Annotated in this window: 14 protein-coding genes; 3 read left to right on the top strand and 11 right to left on the bottom strand. The window is 37.8% G+C overall.

Annotation, left to right across the window (positions count from 1 at the left end):
• Positions 1-7 precede the first annotated feature (7 nt).
• The 5 genes from BZG01_RS09935 to BZG01_RS09915 all read right to left on the bottom strand — a co-directional run bounded on the left by BZG01_RS09935 (position 8) and on the right by BZG01_RS09915 (position 8,450).
• Complete coding sequence (locus BZG01_RS09935; protein WP_101309682.1) at positions 8-3,031, bottom strand: SusC/RagA family TonB-linked outer membrane protein; 3,024 nt, start codon at positions 3,029-3,031, stop codon at positions 8-10.
• 40 nt (positions 3,032-3,071) lie between these two features.
• Positions 3,072-4,211, bottom strand: a complete 1,140-nt coding sequence (locus BZG01_RS09930) for a dipeptide epimerase (protein ID WP_101309681.1) — start codon at positions 4,209-4,211, stop codon at positions 3,072-3,074.
• A 13-nt stretch (positions 4,212-4,224) separates the two neighbouring features.
• Positions 4,225-5,400 carry a C40 family peptidase gene (locus tag BZG01_RS09925; protein ID WP_101309680.1) on the bottom strand — a complete coding sequence of 392 codons (1,176 nt, stop codon included), beginning with the start codon at positions 5,398-5,400 and terminating at the stop codon, positions 4,225-4,227.
• A 139-nt stretch (positions 5,401-5,539) separates the two neighbouring features.
• Positions 5,540-7,015, bottom strand: a complete 1,476-nt coding sequence (locus tag BZG01_RS09920) for a glycoside hydrolase family 10-like protein (RefSeq protein WP_245870333.1) — start codon at positions 7,013-7,015, stop codon at positions 5,540-5,542.
• 1 nt (position 7,016) lies between these two features.
• On the bottom strand, positions 7,017-8,450 hold the full coding sequence (locus BZG01_RS09915; protein WP_101309679.1) for a transglutaminase-like domain-containing protein: 1,434 nt from the start codon (positions 8,448-8,450) through the stop codon (positions 7,017-7,019).
• A gap of 116 nt (positions 8,451-8,566) precedes the next feature.
• On the opposite strand from BZG01_RS09915, the gene BZG01_RS09910 reads away from it, so the two are divergent.
• The 3 genes from BZG01_RS09910 to BZG01_RS09900 all read left to right on the top strand — a co-directional run bounded on the left by BZG01_RS09910 (position 8,567) and on the right by BZG01_RS09900 (position 11,423).
• Entirely contained in the window at positions 8,567-9,841 is a 1,275-nt protein-coding gene (locus BZG01_RS09910) for an exo-beta-N-acetylmuramidase NamZ family protein (protein ID WP_101309678.1), read from the top strand.
• A 283-nt stretch (positions 9,842-10,124) separates the two neighbouring features.
• Positions 10,125-10,895 carry a threonine/serine exporter family protein gene (locus tag BZG01_RS09905; RefSeq protein WP_101309677.1) on the top strand — a complete coding sequence of 257 codons (771 nt, stop codon included), beginning with the start codon at positions 10,125-10,127 and terminating at the stop codon, positions 10,893-10,895.
• 3 nt (positions 10,896-10,898) lie between these two features.
• A complete protein-coding gene (locus tag BZG01_RS09900) occupies positions 10,899-11,423 on the top strand; it encodes a threonine/serine exporter family protein (protein ID WP_101309676.1) in 525 nt (174 codons plus the stop codon).
• A gap of 16 nt (positions 11,424-11,439) precedes the next feature.
• Here BZG01_RS09900 and BZG01_RS09895 read toward each other — a convergent pair whose 3' ends face one another.
• The 6 genes from BZG01_RS09895 to BZG01_RS21550 form a co-directional block, all read right to left on the bottom strand.
• Complete coding sequence (locus BZG01_RS09895) at positions 11,440-12,549, bottom strand: acyltransferase family protein (RefSeq protein ID WP_101309675.1); 1,110 nt, start codon at positions 12,547-12,549, stop codon at positions 11,440-11,442.
• Positions 12,550-12,559: 10 nt separating this feature from the next.
• Positions 12,560-13,090: a GDSL-type esterase/lipase family protein gene (locus BZG01_RS09890; RefSeq protein WP_101309674.1), complete on the bottom strand. Its 531-nt coding sequence runs from the start codon at positions 13,088-13,090 to the stop codon at positions 12,560-12,562.
• Positions 13,080-14,387 carry an MFS transporter gene (locus BZG01_RS09885; protein ID WP_101309673.1) on the bottom strand — a complete coding sequence of 436 codons (1,308 nt, stop codon included), beginning with the start codon at positions 14,385-14,387 and terminating at the stop codon, positions 13,080-13,082. Before BZG01_RS09885 ends, BZG01_RS09890 begins: the two co-directional genes overlap by 11 nt.
• A gap of 230 nt (positions 14,388-14,617) precedes the next feature.
• The gene (locus BZG01_RS09880; RefSeq protein WP_101309672.1) at positions 14,618-15,943 is read right to left on the bottom strand and encodes a SpoIID/LytB domain-containing protein; all 1,326 of its coding nucleotides are present in this window, start codon (positions 15,941-15,943) and stop codon (positions 14,618-14,620) included.
• Between the two features lie 111 nt (positions 15,944-16,054).
• A complete protein-coding gene (locus BZG01_RS09875) occupies positions 16,055-16,969 on the bottom strand; it encodes a GNAT family N-acetyltransferase (protein WP_101309671.1) in 915 nt (304 codons plus the stop codon).
• Between the two features lie 40 nt (positions 16,970-17,009).
• Positions 17,010-17,147 (bottom strand): hypothetical protein, encoded by a 138-nt coding sequence (locus BZG01_RS21550; RefSeq protein WP_180327275.1) that lies wholly within the window; start codon positions 17,145-17,147, stop codon positions 17,010-17,012.
• Between the last annotated feature and the right edge of the window lie 91 nt (positions 17,148-17,238).

The raw sequence follows: 17,238 nt of genomic DNA, 5'->3' as shown, positions 1-17,238 counted from the left end.
TAGTAGCTTAGAAGCCTAGTTTAACACCTACAACATAAGTTTTAGCCTGCGGATAAGTTCCTATATCTACCCCACGGCTTAAATAGTTGGTAGAAGAAATCTGTCCGATTTCAGGATCTGCACCAGTATAATCAGTTATAGTCCATAAATTTTGTCCGGAGAAATATAATTTTGCTGAACTCAATTTAGCACGATTCAACCAACGTTTAGGAAAGTTATATGCAACCATCAGATTTTTCAAACGCATATACGACCCATCCTCCACAAATCGATCAGAAGTACGGTTTGTATCATTTCTGTCATAACCAGTAAGTCGGGGCATATTGGTATTGGTATTGGTTGGAGTCCATGAATTCAACATGTCCTTATGCTTATTTGTCTCATCAAATTTATAAAGGTGAGTTTTCATCGCATTGAAAATCTCATTTCCTTTAGATCCTTGAATGAAAGCACTAATTTCCCAATTTTTATATTGTGCGCCCAAATTAATACCATAAGTATAATCAGGATCCGGACTTCCAATTTTGGTTCTGTCATCACCATCCACTACACCATCACCGGTTACATCAACGAACTTCATATCACCTGGTTGCAACAAAGAATTATTTCCCTGTGTTGCATGTGCATCAATTTCAGCTTGAGTTTGAAATACGCCATCTGTTTTGTAACCGTAGAAATAACCAATGGATTCTCCTTCTTCAGTTTTGGTTGCATTACCTAAATAATAGGCTCCACCAATAATTGGTTGTCCTGAACCAAGACTTTTCATTTCATTTTTATAGGTAGAAACATTCAACCCAATGTTATAGCTAAAATCTTTACCAATCTGATCTCTCCAACCTAAAGAAACCTCAATTCCTTTATTGTTTGCTTCTCCAACATTTACAACTGGACCAGATTCATATCCATAATAGTAAGGAATTGGAACTGAAAGCAACATGTCTTTCGTATCTTTATTGAACCAGTCAAAAGAAACTTCCAAACGAGCATCAAATAGTGCAGCATCAAAACCAATATTTAGAGACTCCACTGTTTCCCACTTGATATCACGATCCTTCATTGAAGTCACAACATATCCTTGGTTTATAGCTTCATCATTGCCAAAGATATAACGATACTGTGCACTACCATTCATGGTTGTTTGGTATGGATAAATTCCAATGTTCTGGTTACCAATTTGTCCCCAACCTCCACGAAGTTTTAAGATAGAAAGCCAGTCAATATCTTGCATGAAATTTTCTTCGGAAAGTTTCCATCCCAAGGCAACCGAAGGAAAATATCCCCAACGATTTCCATCTGCAAATCTGGAAGATCCATCGGCACGGAAGTTAACAGTCATCAAATATTTGTTATCGTAAGAGTAATTGATACGTCCCAAATACGACATTAAAGTATATTCTTCAGCTGATCCTGTAGTAAGATCGCCATCGGCAGCTCCATTCAAATACCAAAGAGCCTCATCTTCATTAGGAACGTTTGTTTTACTTCCTGTCAACCATTCGTAACGACTTTTCTCTTTAGTAAAACCAACCAAAGCTCCAACATCGTGTTTGCCAATTGTTTTATTGTAGGCTAAGGTATTCTCCCATGTCTGATAAACAGAACGATCATACCCTCTGTACACCTTATTCACTCCGTTATTTTGGTTTGTGTTTACAAAATACACTGGATCAAAATCATAGGTATCGGTCACACTTCTGTTTAAACCATAACTGGTTTTTAATTTTAAATCTTTAATAATTTCCAATTCTGCAAAAACATTTCCTAACAAACGAAACTGCTCTGTTCTGTAATTATCGTAAGCAATTTGAGCAACAGGGTTAGGATAATCCGTAAATTTTGAATAATCGTATTTTCCTTCAGCTTCATTGATCCAAACAGGAATAACAGGCTCCAATTTAATTGCTGTATTAATAACACCTGTGTGGTAGCTACCTTCAGTAATAGAACTTCTCTTATTGCTTTGAATGTTGATATTTGTTCCAATTTTCAGGTATTCTTTAGCCTGATAATCTGTTTTCAATCGAGTAGTAATTCTTTCGTAATCAGATCCCTTTACGGTACCTTCTTCGTCATAATAACCTGCACCTAAGATATAGGTAAGCTTATCGGAACCACCAGAAACACTAACGTTATAATCTTGCACGGTTGCTGATCGAGTAATTTCATCAAACCAATCGGTATTTACATTTTTATCAACCTGAGATAAATCAAGAGGAGAAGTTCTGGTTTTATTCATTTCTTCCTGAATAGAATACCATTCGGAACCAGAAGTTGTTTCCCAATTATTAATCACCTCTTTTACTCCATAGTATGCATCAACGTCAACTCTTGGTGCTGTATTTGATTTTCCACTTTTTGTTGAAACTAAAACAACCCCATTCGCCCCACGAGAACCATAAATTGCAGATGAAGAAGCATCTTTTAATACTTCAATAGAAGCAATATCGTTAGGATTCAAGAAATTAATATCAGTTGTTGGAATTCCATCAACCACATACAATGGATCTGCATTATTAACAGTTCCAATGCCTCGAACACGAATAGAAATTGATCCTCCTGGAGCCCCGCTGTTCGAAACTACTGAAACCCCAGCGATTCTACCTTTCAATGCGTCACTAACAGTATTAATCGGTTGTGATTCCAAGTCCTCAAAATCAACTGAAGCAACCGCACCCGTAATATCACTTTTCTTTTGAACGCCATAGCCAACAACCACAACTTCGTCCATTGCGAAATTATCGGCTTGAAGCACCACATTTAATTCTGCTTGAGTACCAACTGCGGTCTCAAATGATTTCATTCCAATGTAAGTGAATACCAAAATGGCATTCGTTTCCACTTTGATTTCATATTTTCCATCAAAATCGGTAGTTGTTCCATTGGTTGTACCTTTTACTACAACCGAAACGCCCGGGATAGTTAACCCGTCTTCTGCACCGATAACCACACCTTTAACCAGCAAATCCTGTGCCCAGGATACCTGCCAGCCAAGAAGCATGATTAACGTAAAGCATGCAATTTTTCTCATAGTGTTTAATTTAGATTAGCAAGAAATAATTAAAAATTACTTATATTTTTATGACTCCAATTCCCGCACGGTTCGGTAAAATTACTTTCCCGCCGACAATCTCAATTCCTTTAAAAGGATCATTTGATATTAATAAGTTTCCATCCAAATCGGCCCAATCAACCATAGGCGACAGTTGGGCTGCCGCACTAACACCACAAGACGTTTCCGTCATGCATCCAATCATCACTTTCATTTCCAATGAACGGGCCACATTCATCATTTTATGAGCTTCGCGCATTCCGGTACACTTCATCAATTTGATATTGATTCCGGAATAAACTCCATGTAATTTTGCCACATCATCCAATCGCTGAATGGCTTCATCTGCAATTGTAGGCAAGGGACTATGCTGAGTCAGCCAAGCCATATCATCAAAATTGTGCTTGTCCATTGGCTGCTCAACAAAAACAACTCCTTGTTCTTTTAACCAATGAATTTTATCTAAAGCCTCTTGTTTGTCTTTCCATCCCTGATTCACATCAACACACAAAGGCACATCTGTAATTTTTCGAATTGTATTAATCATCTCCTCATCGGTACCCCTCCCAATTTTCACTTTTAGCATTTTATAAGGAGAAGCTTCTTTCACTTTTTCAATTACCACATCAGGTTTATCCATCCCAATGGTAAATGTGGTCAGCGGAGTATTTTCCTGATTGTACCCCCAGATTTTAAACCATGGTTTTTCCAATAATTTTCCAATCAGATCATGCAAAGCGATATCAATTGACGCCTTTGCTGCACAATTTCCTTCAGCAACAGCATCTACATAGCTTAATATTTCATTCAACCGAAACGGATCAGAGAATTGTCTCAAATTTAAACTGCTTAAAAATTTGGCGGCTGTTTCGTGGGATTCTCCCAAATAAGGAGGCATGGAAGCTTCGCCATAACCAACAACTCCATCCCACTCAATTTTGGTAAGCATTACCGGGGTGGTTGTTCTGGAAAAAGATGCAATGGTAAATACATGTTTCAGCTGCAACTCATAAGGTTCGAAACTAAGTTTCAATCCGGTTCCTGAATGTTTTGATTTACCTGTTCCTGTTCCTCCGCAAGAATTCATTGCCGGAAGCAAAAATGCAGCTCCAGCCAACAAACCAGTATTTCCTAAAAATTTTCTTCTGTCTATTGCCATTTCCTTTACTCTCTTAATACCATGGATGCTCGGAAACCCTGCAAATTCCAGACTCTCCAATTCTATTTAAAACCCGTCGTCCACCCAACCAGGTAATCGACCTGTAATCATTATAATTTTCGGCTTCAGGCTCAAAACTATTAATCCTAACCCGGCCTGAAGAATGAATATATTCTCCATGACTCATATACATTCCCACATGAGTAACTTTCATTGGTTTCTCATCAGTCTTAGCTCTTCCAAAAAAAACCAAATCTCCCTCTGCCAACTTTAAAAAACCTTGCGCGGGAGAAATGGTATCTCCGTGAAGAAACTGCAATGATGCATCACGCGCTAAAATAATCCCATTTATAAAATAAACTGATTTGACAAACCCACTGCAATCTACCCCCTTTACTGAAGTTCCGCCCCACAAATAAGGACGACCAAGAAATTCTTTTGCTGTTTTGGTTAAAATAGATACATCTTTCAACTCCCATGTTTTCCAATCAGAAAGCAACTCGCAATTCGATTTTTCAACTTGTATTCTTCTTCCATCAGGCAAAGTCAAATCATAACTGTTCTGATGCTCTTTCTCAACTTCGAGAATTGCCCCTGCAACCAAATCGGTCACCACCTCATTTTGTTCCGGATCTTTTACGACTTCGAAATCAGGAAGAAAGATTACTCTGTTTGAATTCCTCCAAGCCTTCATTTCAGACTCTGTTTTTTGAGCAATTGCAGCGCCGTCAACCCAGGCAATATATTTGTCCGGAGTCTGTAGTTGATACCAGCCATTCTCTTCTTTTAAAAGCCTGACCGGCGTGCCCATTATTGATTGCGAAACAAGCTCTGCCGAATGCTTTGGGTAAGCTCTTAAGTTCACAACACTTAAGTTGATTACTCCCCAAGTTTTATCCCCTAATTTTTTCTCAGGAAGTACAATCAAGCTATCTACCAAATGAACTTCCAAGGCTTCCAGAGCTGAGAACAAAGCTAACTTTGCCTCCGGCAGAGATGTTTCTCCACTAACAACTATTCCATTGTCCTTATTGATAGAAAAAGCAGGATTAAAAATTGCTTCTCTACTATCCGGTGCAATCTGCAACTTTACAGCATGAGAAATTTGGTTTGCCTGCTGCAACAATTTTGAATCATTACTACAAGCAAAACCAATAAAAATAATCACTAACCAAACTTTATTTCTCATTTTAATTTAATTGGTATTACATCTTACATGATTCCAAATTTAAACACATCCGTTGATTTCCAATAACGGTTCAACATGTTTAAAAACACACACTTATCATGCGAGTGAACATATTTAAATTTAACAAATAGACATCTATTTATTTACCTGCCTTTACCCAATTACTGGCAACACTTTCAAAATGGCCTCTATTCACTGATTTAAGCGAGTAAAACATCCTTTCTCCTTGTTTTGGTATTTTAAATTCCAATAAAGTTGTAATACAAAATACTTTATTGTTTTTAATTGATTTTCCAGATGACTGATATACGACATAGTAAATGGCTCCTTCAACAGCATTCCAAGTCAGCACACTTTCCTTTATTTGCAATTTTGGCGCGTCCAATTTGGTCGCTTGATAATTGCTGTTTTCCAAATTAAGTGCAGGACTCTGATATACCTCTGTTTGTAAGGCTTCATTAATTCCTAATCGGTTTTCGGTGAAATTCTTCGAACAAAAAAACATGCTGCCTTTTAATCCTTTCAAACGACGATTCAGTTTTATTTGCCGGATAATTTGATCAGAAGTCTGCCACGCTTTCGTTTTTGAAGCAGAGTCCAGACGATAAGCACCTTGCCCAATATAGCAAGGCTTACCATAAGAATTGTTTCGCCACCATTTCGCAATTTTTCTATAATCGGCAACTTTTTTTCCAATGTGCCAATAAATTTGAGGTGTCACATAATCAATCCAATCGTTTTTTAACCACAACAAAACATCAGCATATAAATCATCATAATTGGTTTGACCAGCTTTGGTTCTCGATCCGGATTTATCCATATCCTTATTGCGCCAGACTCCAAAAGGAGAAATCCCAAAAGGCATCCACGGCTTAATCGATTTGATGGTATCATTAATTTGCTTAATCACACGATTCACATTATCTCTTCGCCAATCATCAATTCGGTTCGGATAAAATTCACCTCCATTTTGAGCGAAGCTTAAGGAATCTGGAAATGGTTCTCCGGCTATTTTGTATGGATAGAAATAATCATCAAAATGGATGGCGTCAACATCATACCGGCGAACAACATCACCGACAATTTTGGACACATAATCTCTGGTTTCCTGCAATCCCGGATTAAAATACTTGTGCTTTCCGTAAGTTAAGAACCATTCAGGATGCTGATTCGTTATGTGTTCAGGATCTGTTTCTGTTTCCTGATAAAGAAAAACGGCTCTGTACGGATTCATCCAGGCATGAAGTTCCATAGCTCTTTTATGACACTCTTCAACAGCAAACTGAAGCGGATCGTAAAACGGATCAGGCGCAATTCCCTGCTCACCATTCAACCATTGCGACCAAGGTTCGTAAGGTGATTGGTAAAAAGCGTCGGCAGCCGGACGAATCTGAAATACAATGGTATTCATTCCATTTTTTTTGTGCTGATCCAAAAGAGTTGTCATTTCTTTCTTTTGTTCCTCAACAGAAAGACCTGCTTTCGATGGCCAGTCAATATTATCGACTGTTGCTACCCAAACTGCACGCATCTCTCTTTTCGGCGATTTATTTTTCGCCATTGCACCAAAGGCAATCAACAGCAATAACAATCCTATAAATCCTTTTTTACTCATACTAATTATACGTTACTTCCATTTTATATGTCCAATCACCAAAATAAAGGTTCCCACCTTTCCATTCCAGTTCTCCTCTTTGAAAATCAACAGGCTCGCTTCTTGGCCAGATTTTGGAAGGAAACAAATCCTGCGAGAAATCTTCATTCACAATTAACCGATAAGAATCAATGCTTGTTTTGTAAAAATTTCGCACCTTATCATTTTTACTTTCCTGCAAACCAAATGACTGATCCAATGGAACCCATCCAATTCCTTCGTAATACACTTCGCACCAATCGTGAAGGTTTACCTCGCCAGGATGCAGCATCCAGCCACTTTGCCACTTTACCGGAATTCCGCGATAACGAGCCATTGTCAAGAAAAGGAGAGTCTGCATTCCGCAGTCTCCATGCCAATTTTCCAATACGTATTCAGGAATGTTTGGCACAATGGAATACTCTAAAGCACTTGCCCAGGGAATATTTGAATTGATCCAATCATACAACAAACTCACTTGTTTTACAGGGTTTTTCTCGCCTCCGCAAATTTCATCAGCTAAATTTTTTATCCGATCGGAAAAAATGATTTGCGATGGTCGTTCGCTTGTATTTTTCTGATACAAAACAGATGCAGTATCATATACTACACAATTCATATTAGCAGGATCATATATTTGCGCATACGTTTTCGTTCTGAATTTCACAGAAAATTTTGTTTCCAAACCTGCCTCTGCAAGCTGCTCGCAATAGATACTTCTCTGCGCAAATGAATCCGGAGCCACAATGCATTTTTCAGGAAATACGCTCAATAAATTAACATTTGTTTGTCTGGCATTTGATTCTTTAGGATAAGGCATCCAACAGCGAATAATCTCACCTGCTGGAACAGCGTCAGCTTTCACACTTATTGTATAAGTCATTGTGCATTCTACAGGATTCACCAACTCCCCATTTTCAGTCCTTTCGGAAATTAATTGTAAGGTGTGAGACACACAAAAACTCTTTAAAGAATCTATCGTTTTTTCACTTATTTCTTCTTTTCTGTTTTTCGCAAATTCGTTCAAACGGAATAAATTAGGAACAGCATTTTTAAAAAAACGTTTCTGTCCGTTAATCAGTCTGTATTCAAGCGATTTTTCCTTTTCCCATTTTGCCATGTAAATTGTCGTAGAATCAGAAAAGTAAGGCATTAGTCTTTCAAGTACATCCGCTTCGGTTAAAGCATACTCTCTCTCGATGCGCGACATCATGTCCTTTTGAAACAAAAGATCATTTTTTTGCTTTTCGTTCAAGTCACCATCCAAAAGTTTCTCCCCAATAATTTGACCGGCGATTGTGAACTCACCTGTATCAATTAAAAAGGCTAAATTTGCTTTACCTTTATTTGACACATTACAGCCAATAAACAGGAAGCAAAAAGCAAGCAAAAAATAATGACTTAAAGAGTTATTCATTTCACAAAACCTATTAAGTTGTCATACATGTTACAAAAATATAAAATTTATTAGTTTTGCAATGAAAAATTAAAGAAAACAAGTATCTAAATTGTAAAAATTAAAAAACAGTCATCATGATTAACAACAACACATTGCGTATTTACAGAGGATTAAGATATTCCCTTCTTTTAATCTGCATTCAAATATTATTTTTCCAGACATCTATCCTTGCCCAAAAAGTGAAAACAGGCATAGATGTACTACAAAAAACCAATTACTCTTTTCTTACCGGAAAAAAGATTGGAATCATCACCAACCCTACTGGGGTAAATCAAAATTTAGAATCGACTATCGATCTGCTTCATGCTTGCAATGATGTAGATGTTAAAGTTCTATTCAGCCCTGAACATGGAATACGGGGAGATCATGCTGCCGGTGAGAAAGTAGCAACCTACACCGACAAAAAAACAGGTATTCAAGTCTATTCGCTGTATGGCAGACAACAAAAACCAAATGCTAAAATGCTAAAAGGTTTGGATGCTATTGTATACGACATTCAGGATATTGGCGTCCGTTCCTATACATACATCAGCAGTATGGGATTATTAATGGAGGCTTGTGCCGAAAACAATGTTGAATTTATCGTATTGGATCGCCCAAATCCTTTTGGAGGAAATAAGATAGAAGGTTGCTTGGTTGAACCTAAACAAATATCTTTTGTGAGTCAGTTCCCCATACCCTATGTGTACGGACTAACTTGCGGCGAACTGGCTAGTTATTTGAATGAAGAAGGCTTGCTGAAGGATGGTAAAAAATGTAAACTACATGTTGTGAAAATGGAAGGATGGAAACGAAACATGACTTTTCAGGAAACCGGCTTGCCTTGGGTTCCAACATCTCCTCATATCCCGAACTCAGCAAGTGCAGTTTACTATGCAGCTTCGGGCATACTTGGAGAATTGTATACCATTTCGATTGGTGTCGGTTATACTCAGCCATTTGAATTATTTGCTGCCGAATGGATCAATGCTGACGATTTAGCTGAAAGTTTAAATAATCTGCAAATCTCAGGTGTTCTTTTTCGCCCAGTACACTATAAACCATACTATTCAGTCGGAAAAGGCCTTATGCTTCATGGGGTTCAATTGCATTTTACAGACACTCAGAAAGCACCAATCTCCCTCATTCAATTTTATGTGATGCAGGAATGTCACAAATTGTATCCCAATAAAAATCCTTTTGAAATGTGCGAAGCATCACGCTTAAGTATGTTCGACAAAGTATGCGGAAGTAAGGAAATAAGAATGAGATTTACCGAAAACTTTCTGGTAAGTGACATCAAAGAACTTTGGTTTGCGCCCAGAGAATCATTTTTGGAAAAATCAAAAAAATACTGGCTCTATAATTGATCGCAATAAAATGAAAATTAGAATCATAATTTATCATTGTATCAGAATGTGAAATTGTAAAAATGATTACTTTTGCCTGATATATTCTTTATTTTAGAGAAAATAAAATCTACTTTGAAACAAAACCTTTCAGCTAAACAACTTTGTACTACCACAACAAATTAAGACACAAGTTTTTGTTGCTAAACATACAACCACAGAGTAACGGATAGATCGGTTTACAAAAAACTCATTTGAAGTATTCAACAATCAGGTTAATATCATTTCAAAACAATAAAAAAATATGGTTTTATCCGAAAAAGAGAAGATTAACGAGCTGTGTAAAATTCTGCTTGAAGTAGGAGCCTTACTTATGGAAACCGGAGCAAATACATTTAGAATTCGGGTTACCGTAATGCGTATTGCTTCAGCCTTTGGATACCATGCAGAATTATTAATTACCCATCGCGCATTAATGTTAACCATAAACAACGAAGAGTCTGATCTGTTCTTTAGCCGGCTGATGCAAACATCGGCTCATCGTGTCAATTTCAAAATTGTTAGCGGACTCAGCAGAATGAGCTGGCACATTATAGAGGAAAAATGGGATTTGGAAATGGTTCGTCATGAAATAGACCGATTAAAGTCTGTACCTCATTATCCTAGGATCGTAACATTGCTGATGGTAGCTTTGGCAGGTGCCTCATTCTGCCGTATTTTTGGTGGTGAAGCCATCGAAATGCTAATTGCTTTTGTGGCAACTTTTGTTGGCTTATTTGTAAGACAGGAAGTCACAAAAAGAGAATTTAATCCTTATTTATGTATTTTCCTGGCCGCTTTTGTATCAGCTATGATTTCGGGAGCTGCAGTTAATCTGCACATTAGCAGCAATCCGGAATATGCTTTTGCAACCTCTGTTTTATATCTGATTCCTGGAATTCCATTAATTAATTCCCTGCTGGATCTTTTGGATGGAAATATTATAAACGGAGTGGTAAGAGGACTTAATGGATTAATTATCGCTTTTTCGATTGCTTTGGGTTTACTTGGAGCGATTCTTATTTATAACATTTAGAATATGGAGTGGATTGTATTTTTTGAGACATGGATTTGGCTGGGCTTTGCAGCTACAGGTTTTGCAATACTCTTTAATGTTCCTCCCCGTACATTATGGGTAATATTCATCATGGGTGCTTTGGGCGGAACAGTAAAACTGATCTGCCTAAAGCTGGGAATGAATATCATTCTCAGCTCGCTTATGGGCGCTTTACTAATTGGTTTTTTAAGCATCCGTGCTGCTCACTTAAGACATTCGCCACCCTTTGTGTTTGCTATTCCTGCAGTTATCCCAATGGTTCCGGGTGCATTTACTTACCGAATGATGCTGGGAATTATCCATTTAACAGGAGAAAATGATCATGCTGTTTTTCTGCAGTTGTTACAAGAAACTGTTGACAATGGATTGAAAGCCTTTTTTGTATTATCGGCACTTTCGCTGGGCGTTTCGGCCCCCATGTTACTCAGTCGAAACAAATCGATAAAAGAAACTAAACCAAACAAATTTCTAAATAAATTATTTGACTCAAAAAAAGCTTCGGATTAAATCCGAAGCTTTTCTTTTATATTTTAATAAATATCTTCCGTTTATAGAGAAACAGCACGATGAGCCAATAGACAACGATATGTGCCAGCGCAAAAAACAAAGATCCATTCATATCTCCTGCCCAGGATGCAAATACATTTTTACACAACCAGACATATCCGGTTGTTGAATTTCCTGCCTGATCTGAAAAATGAACCAAATAAATAATCACTCTTACCCAAACTCCTGAAAGAACATAAATAAATAATGGATTCATTCCGAAAACAAGAAAAGGATGAGCCCATTTCTTGTATTCCAAAATATCGATCAGGTAAATCATTACAGCTAAAACCAAAAGTGCTAAACCTGCGGTATAAACCACATAAGAACTAGACCATATTGGTTTATTAATAGGAAATCCTAAACTCCAAATTAAACCAGCAATCACGCCTAAAGAACCAAACATCAATAGCTTTGCAACCAACTTCTTTCGCTCGGTGGATTCAATTAAATATCCGGCAAGATATCCAAGAATCACTGTGGCAATTGCAGGAAGAGTGCTAAACAATCCTTCGGGATCGAAAGCAATACCAAAACCTTTGTACAGATGATCCGCTCCCAAAATCTTGCTATCGAAAGCCATTGTTGGATTTCCCTCTAAACTATATGGATGATTGCCACCAAGGAAAAAAACCAATCCCCAATATGCCAGTAGAATAGCCAATGAGACAATTACCAAACGAGCTTTACTCAGCCACAAACAAAGCAAACTTCCTATTCCATAAGCCAAGGCGATTCGCTGCAAAACTCCCATTATCCGAAAATTCTCCAACTCAACCTGAATAAATGGAAAGGCATTCAATAACAAACCTATGCCAAAAATGATTACAGTCCGCTTCAGAATCTTCCTGCCTGCTTCGGGACTTAATTTATGATCGAATTTCCCGAAAGCAAACCACATGGCAACACCAACAGCAAATAGAAAGAAAGGAAACACCAAATCGGTTGGCGTACAGCCATTCCACTTTGAATGAAGCAATGGAGCATAAACATGTCCCCAACTTCCTGGAGTATTCACCGTAATCATGGCAGCAATGGTTAATCCCCGAAAGGCATCCAAAGCCATTAAACGTTCTGTTTTTTTCATTATCTAGATTTTAGATGAGATTTTGAGATTGCAAACAATTCCGCCATACCCTATAACCGGCTTCATTCAAATGCAAACCATCATTGGTATAATCTTTAATCATTTGGGATTTATAGGTTGAAAAAGCGGTATACAAATCCACGAAAGTAATCTTCTCTTTCTCACACAAATCTCTCAAGTGAAAATTGACTTCCAGAATTTTCAACCCATCAAAATTATCACTCTTAAAAAGAGTCTCATTAGTAGGTAAAAGACTTTGAACGATCAATTCAATGTCCTTATGCTCCTTCATTATTGAAAATATTTTTTTATAATTCGTAAGAATCTTTTCAGAACTTAAACCTTCACCCAAATCGTTAATTCCCATCATCAAAAAAATCTTTTTAGGTTCCCAAAACAGAACCTCATCCAATCGAAAAAGGATTTCATCAGACCGCTCTCCGGATATTCCAAAATTAGAAATCTCATAAGCAGGAAAGTATTCTTCCCAGCATCCTCCCTCGGTTAAGCTATCCCCCAAAAAAGCAATTCTATTTTTCATCTTTTCCCGTTTTAATACCAAATTTCGGATCTATATCAATCAATTTTATCATTATAAAACTTGGGATGGTACAAATCATCACCCAAATAAAGAAGTGCTGATAGCCCAACAACTCCTGCAGCCAACCGGAAATCATTCCTGGCAACATCATGCCCAAAGCCATTAAGCCTGTACAAAATGCAAAGTGAGCCGTTTTGTGTTTTCCTTCGGATACATATATCTGATAAAGCATATATGCTGTAAAGCCAAAACCGTATCCAAATTGCTCTACGGCCACCGAGGCACAAATCAAAAAGAAAGATTCGGGCAATGCGTAAGAAAGGTAAACATACACAAGGTTTGGCAGGTTAATGGCAATTACCATTGGCCAAAACCAATATTTCAATCCATTTTTTGAAGCCAGATATCCTCCAAGCAAACCTCCCAGAGTTAAGAAAATGATTCCTATGGTTCCATAAACCAATCCAACATCGCCCGTAGATAAACCTAATCCGCCAACTTCTTTCGGATCGAGAAGAAAAGGAGATGCCATTTTCACCAATTGAGATTCGCCCAAACGATACACCAAGAGCAACCCTACGATTTTCAAAATATCCTTTTTCATGAAAAAAGAAACAAAGGTCTCAGCAAAATCCTCGAATACACTGGAAAAGCTTTTTACCTCCCGGTCTTCATCCTCCTTTGGATACGGAAGTGCAAACTTGTGATAAACGCAAAACAATAAAAATCCGGCAGCTAAAATATAAAAGGTTAGCGACCATGCCAATGGAATATTATTTTCGGTATTCCCAAACAGTTTTGTGGTTTCAAAATATCCTGCCAGAATAATTAAAAGTCCTTGACCGGTAATCATGGCTAAGCGATAAAAGGTGCTTCGTATTCCAATAAAGTAGGCCTGCTTATTGGAGTCCATTCCATACATGTAAAAACCATCAGCAGCAATATCGTGAGTTGCCGAACTAAAAGCCAACAGCCAGAAAAAGGCCAATGTTGACTGAAAAAAGAATGTGGTAGGAACCGTAAAAGCAACACCCGCCAAACCAGCACCAATCAACAACTGCATACTAACAATCCACCAACGCTTGCTTTTTACGATATCTACAATCGGACTCCAAAAAGGCTTAATCACCCAAGGCAAATACAACCAAGAGGTATACAAGGCAATATCGGTATTTGAAATACCCAGCTTTTTGTACATGATCACGGCAACAGTCATCACCACAACGTAAGGTATGCCTTCTGCAAAATAAAGAGATGGAATCCATGCCCATGGTGAGCGAGTTTTTGTTTTTGACATTCTTTTTTGTTTAGATTTGAGAACTGAGATATGAGAAGTGAGATTTGAGATAAGAGATTTGAGACTATTTACAGCTTCAAAAATCCTGATTCACGTATCTTATTTCAATACTTATATTTTTTTGATTAAGATTATAAATTTGAGTCGTGAGATTTGAGATTATTTACAGCTTTAGAAAAAAGCATACTCCATTTTTCTCATGCCTCATTTCTAACATCTCATCTCTATAATTAATACCTTTTTTCCAATTCCGCTCCACGGAAATAATGCAGCAAAATTTCATCGTATTTGTATCCCTTGGCACCCATTACTGCGGCTCCAATCTGGCAAAGACCAACCCCATGTCCCCAGCCGGCACCAATCAAAATAAATTTAGCTGGCACTCCGTTCTCTTCACCTACTCTATCAACAACAAATTCGGAACTGTACAAATGCGATTCGGAAAGCACTTTACGGATTTCCAATTCTTTTCCAATCACCAAACTTCGTTTCGAACCTACAATTTTCAATTTGATTAAGCGCCCAGACTCTCCTCTTTCAACAGGAATTAAATCCAGAATCTGTCCAAAATCTTTACCCGTTTTACGTGCTATTAATTCTGAAATTACATCTTGTTCGTATTCTACCTTCCAACGATAAAAATCCATGGTTTCCTGATCGTAATCATTCAAAACCTGCGACAAAATTTCTTTATCGGTGGTATTGCAAAATGCTTCAGGCGAAGTACTAATCCATTTCACTGCTGCTGTTTCATTTTTCAAATTCATATCGTATCCAGCAGGAACTTTCGGATTATCGATAACCGCCTGCAGGTATTTATGATTTTTAGGTTCCCATACATTTTCAAATGTCTCGGCAACGCCACCACAACATTTCGAGAAACGGGCATCGCAAACTTCACCCTCACTGGTAAGCACCAGTCCACGAGTTGCATCTATTGCATCGACTACCAGTTTGGTCGATTGTTTGGTAATGCCTTGATAACGCTGACAATGATCATCGGCACAAACATCAAAATTCACATGATCTTCGCGATCGTACCAACGAATATATTGCTCATCGGTTTCAACAATACTCTGATAATTGGTTTCTGATTTTTGCAATTCAGCCCCTTTTATTACCTGCGCGATTAACCATGAACGGGAAATAATTGCATGAGCTTTCAACAGTTCCATGCTGCTTGTTGCACTCATTTCAGATGAAATAACACTTACCAAATAATCCTCTAAAGAAAGAACATTGATGGCAGTTAATTTTTCATCTTCGCAAATAAAGTGCAAAGCACCTTTGAAGCGCTGATCTTCCTTTCGCTCCCAATGGAATTTTATTCCAATTGTCACATCAAAAAGATCGAAAGATGCTTCTTCGTAATATTTTGGATAGAAAACCAATTCTTCATCTACCAGGCCATCAAAGGCTATATTATCATCGACATAGCAGGCATCTTGCTTTCCTGTATATTCTTTTCCATTTTGCTGAAGTATGTAAATTCCATTTAATGTGAATGAAATTTTAGGCTCATACATGATGCCTACACGTAGTTGTGGTTCGTTCATTTTTTAATAGATTTTAGATATTAGATCCTAGACAATAGATTATTTACAGCTCCAAACTATCCGGAACTCAACTTTTATTATCTCATCTTTCCCATCTTAGTTCTTATCAATTTATTCAGTCAGTTTTTTCTCATATCGCCAAAATACTCTTTCGACCACAGCTCCTGCATGATGAGAATAAAAATCGATTGGTCCTACCCATGGAATTATTGCTGTTTTGAAGCCTGTATTTTTCAAATCTTCCAAGCAGCGATACAGCAACACTTTTCCCATGCCTTTCCCACGCAAATCGGGATGTGTTCCCATTGGACCAAACCATGACAAGCCTTTATTATTAGCGCTGTGTGCCGAGAATGCTTTTATTTTCCCATTCAACTTTGCAACATGAATGGCAATCGGATTCGATTTGCAGGCCATCTCCAATTCATACTGCCATAGCTTCCATTCTTCAGCAACAAAATCCATCAATTCATCCTTGTCTTCTGCTGTTGCACGACAAACTTCAATATCATCAGATTTTAAAGCCATTATTTTCTTTTCATCAGACCATTCCCGATCAGACAAATCGACTACAAGATTGGAAGTATCCATAAATCGATTGAATCCCATTCGCATGGCAAAACAAAGTGCCGGGGTGTATCTGGGATCAATTCCCGGCATGAAATAATTCATTGGCACATCACCCAAACGCATCACATCGACCTTTCGCGAACGCAACTCCTTTTCGAGCAATTCATACATGCTCCTGGCAATTCCCTTTCGCTGATGAGTTTCGCTTACCGCCATTAATTTTACGTAGCCATAATTCACTCCCCGAATATCCATTCGGCAGGTTCCCATTAAAAATCCTACAATAGTAGTTCCTTCCTCTGCAAGCCAAATTATTTCAGGATTGAAAAAAGGATCGTCGTAGATTTTTTCGTGAAGCAATTCTTTGGTAAAAGAATCGAACTTGTATGCGTTTTGACAAAGAGTGAAAACTTCATCAAAATCCTTATCCAGATATTGTCGTATCGTATGGGTCATGTTTCTTTTAATTACTTAGAGTTTAATTTGATGTAAGACTCTATACAATTGTATTGTTTCTACTTACTTTCTCATTCCCTTCAATTACATTTGCAGTTCCGCAACTTACATTTGCAGTCCCACAACTTACATTTTGATTCCCTTTTGTTACATTCACAGTCCCTCGACCTGCATTCATGCTCCCTTTTGTTACATTTTAAGTCCCAAGACCTACATTTGCATTACTTTCTCTTACAATCGCATTCCCTCAACGTACAATTCATTTCCCT

It is taken from the genome of Labilibaculum manganireducens (assembly GCF_002843385.1).
Taxonomy (GTDB): domain Bacteria; phylum Bacteroidota; class Bacteroidia; order Bacteroidales; family Marinifilaceae; genus Labilibaculum; species Labilibaculum manganireducens.
Note: the sequence above shows the minus strand (reverse complement) of the source record. Positions and strands in the feature narration are given on the sequence as shown.

Coding starts and splice junctions, on each gene's coding strand:
- BZG01_RS09905 (WP_101309677.1), top strand. CDS start 10,125: ATGGTTTTATCCGAAAAAGAGAAGATTAACGAGCTGTGTAAAATTCTG.
- BZG01_RS09875 (WP_101309671.1), bottom strand. CDS start 16,969: ATGACCCATACGATACGACAATATCTGGATAAGGATTTTGATGAAGTT.
- BZG01_RS09910 (WP_101309678.1), top strand. CDS start 8,567: ATGATTAACAACAACACATTGCGTATTTACAGAGGATTAAGATATTCC.
- BZG01_RS09895 (WP_101309675.1), bottom strand. CDS start 12,549: ATGAAAAAAACAGAACGTTTAATGGCTTTGGATGCCTTTCGGGGATTA.
- BZG01_RS09925 (WP_101309680.1), bottom strand. CDS start 5,400: ATGAGAAATAAAGTTTGGTTAGTGATTATTTTTATTGGTTTTGCTTGT.
- BZG01_RS09935 (WP_101309682.1), bottom strand. CDS start 3,031: ATGAGAAAAATTGCATGCTTTACGTTAATCATGCTTCTTGGCTGGCAG.
- BZG01_RS09880 (WP_101309672.1), bottom strand. CDS start 15,943: ATGAACGAACCACAACTACGTGTAGGCATCATGTATGAGCCTAAAATT.
- BZG01_RS09915 (WP_101309679.1), bottom strand. CDS start 8,450: ATGAATAACTCTTTAAGTCATTATTTTTTGCTTGCTTTTTGCTTCCTG.
- BZG01_RS09900 (WP_101309676.1), top strand. CDS start 10,899: ATGGAGTGGATTGTATTTTTTGAGACATGGATTTGGCTGGGCTTTGCA.
- BZG01_RS09890 (WP_101309674.1), bottom strand. CDS start 13,090: ATGAAAAATAGAATTGCTTTTTTGGGGGATAGCTTAACCGAGGGAGGA.
- BZG01_RS09930 (WP_101309681.1), bottom strand. CDS start 4,211: ATGGCAATAGACAGAAGAAAATTTTTAGGAAATACTGGTTTGTTGGCT.
- BZG01_RS09885 (WP_101309673.1), bottom strand. CDS start 14,387: ATGTCAAAAACAAAAACTCGCTCACCATGGGCATGGATTCCATCTCTT.
- BZG01_RS21550 (WP_180327275.1), bottom strand. CDS start 17,147: ATGAATGCAGGTCGAGGGACTGTGAATGTAACAAAAGGGAATCAAAAT.
- BZG01_RS09920 (WP_245870333.1), bottom strand. CDS start 7,015: ATGAGTAAAAAAGGATTTATAGGATTGTTATTGCTGTTGATTGCCTTT.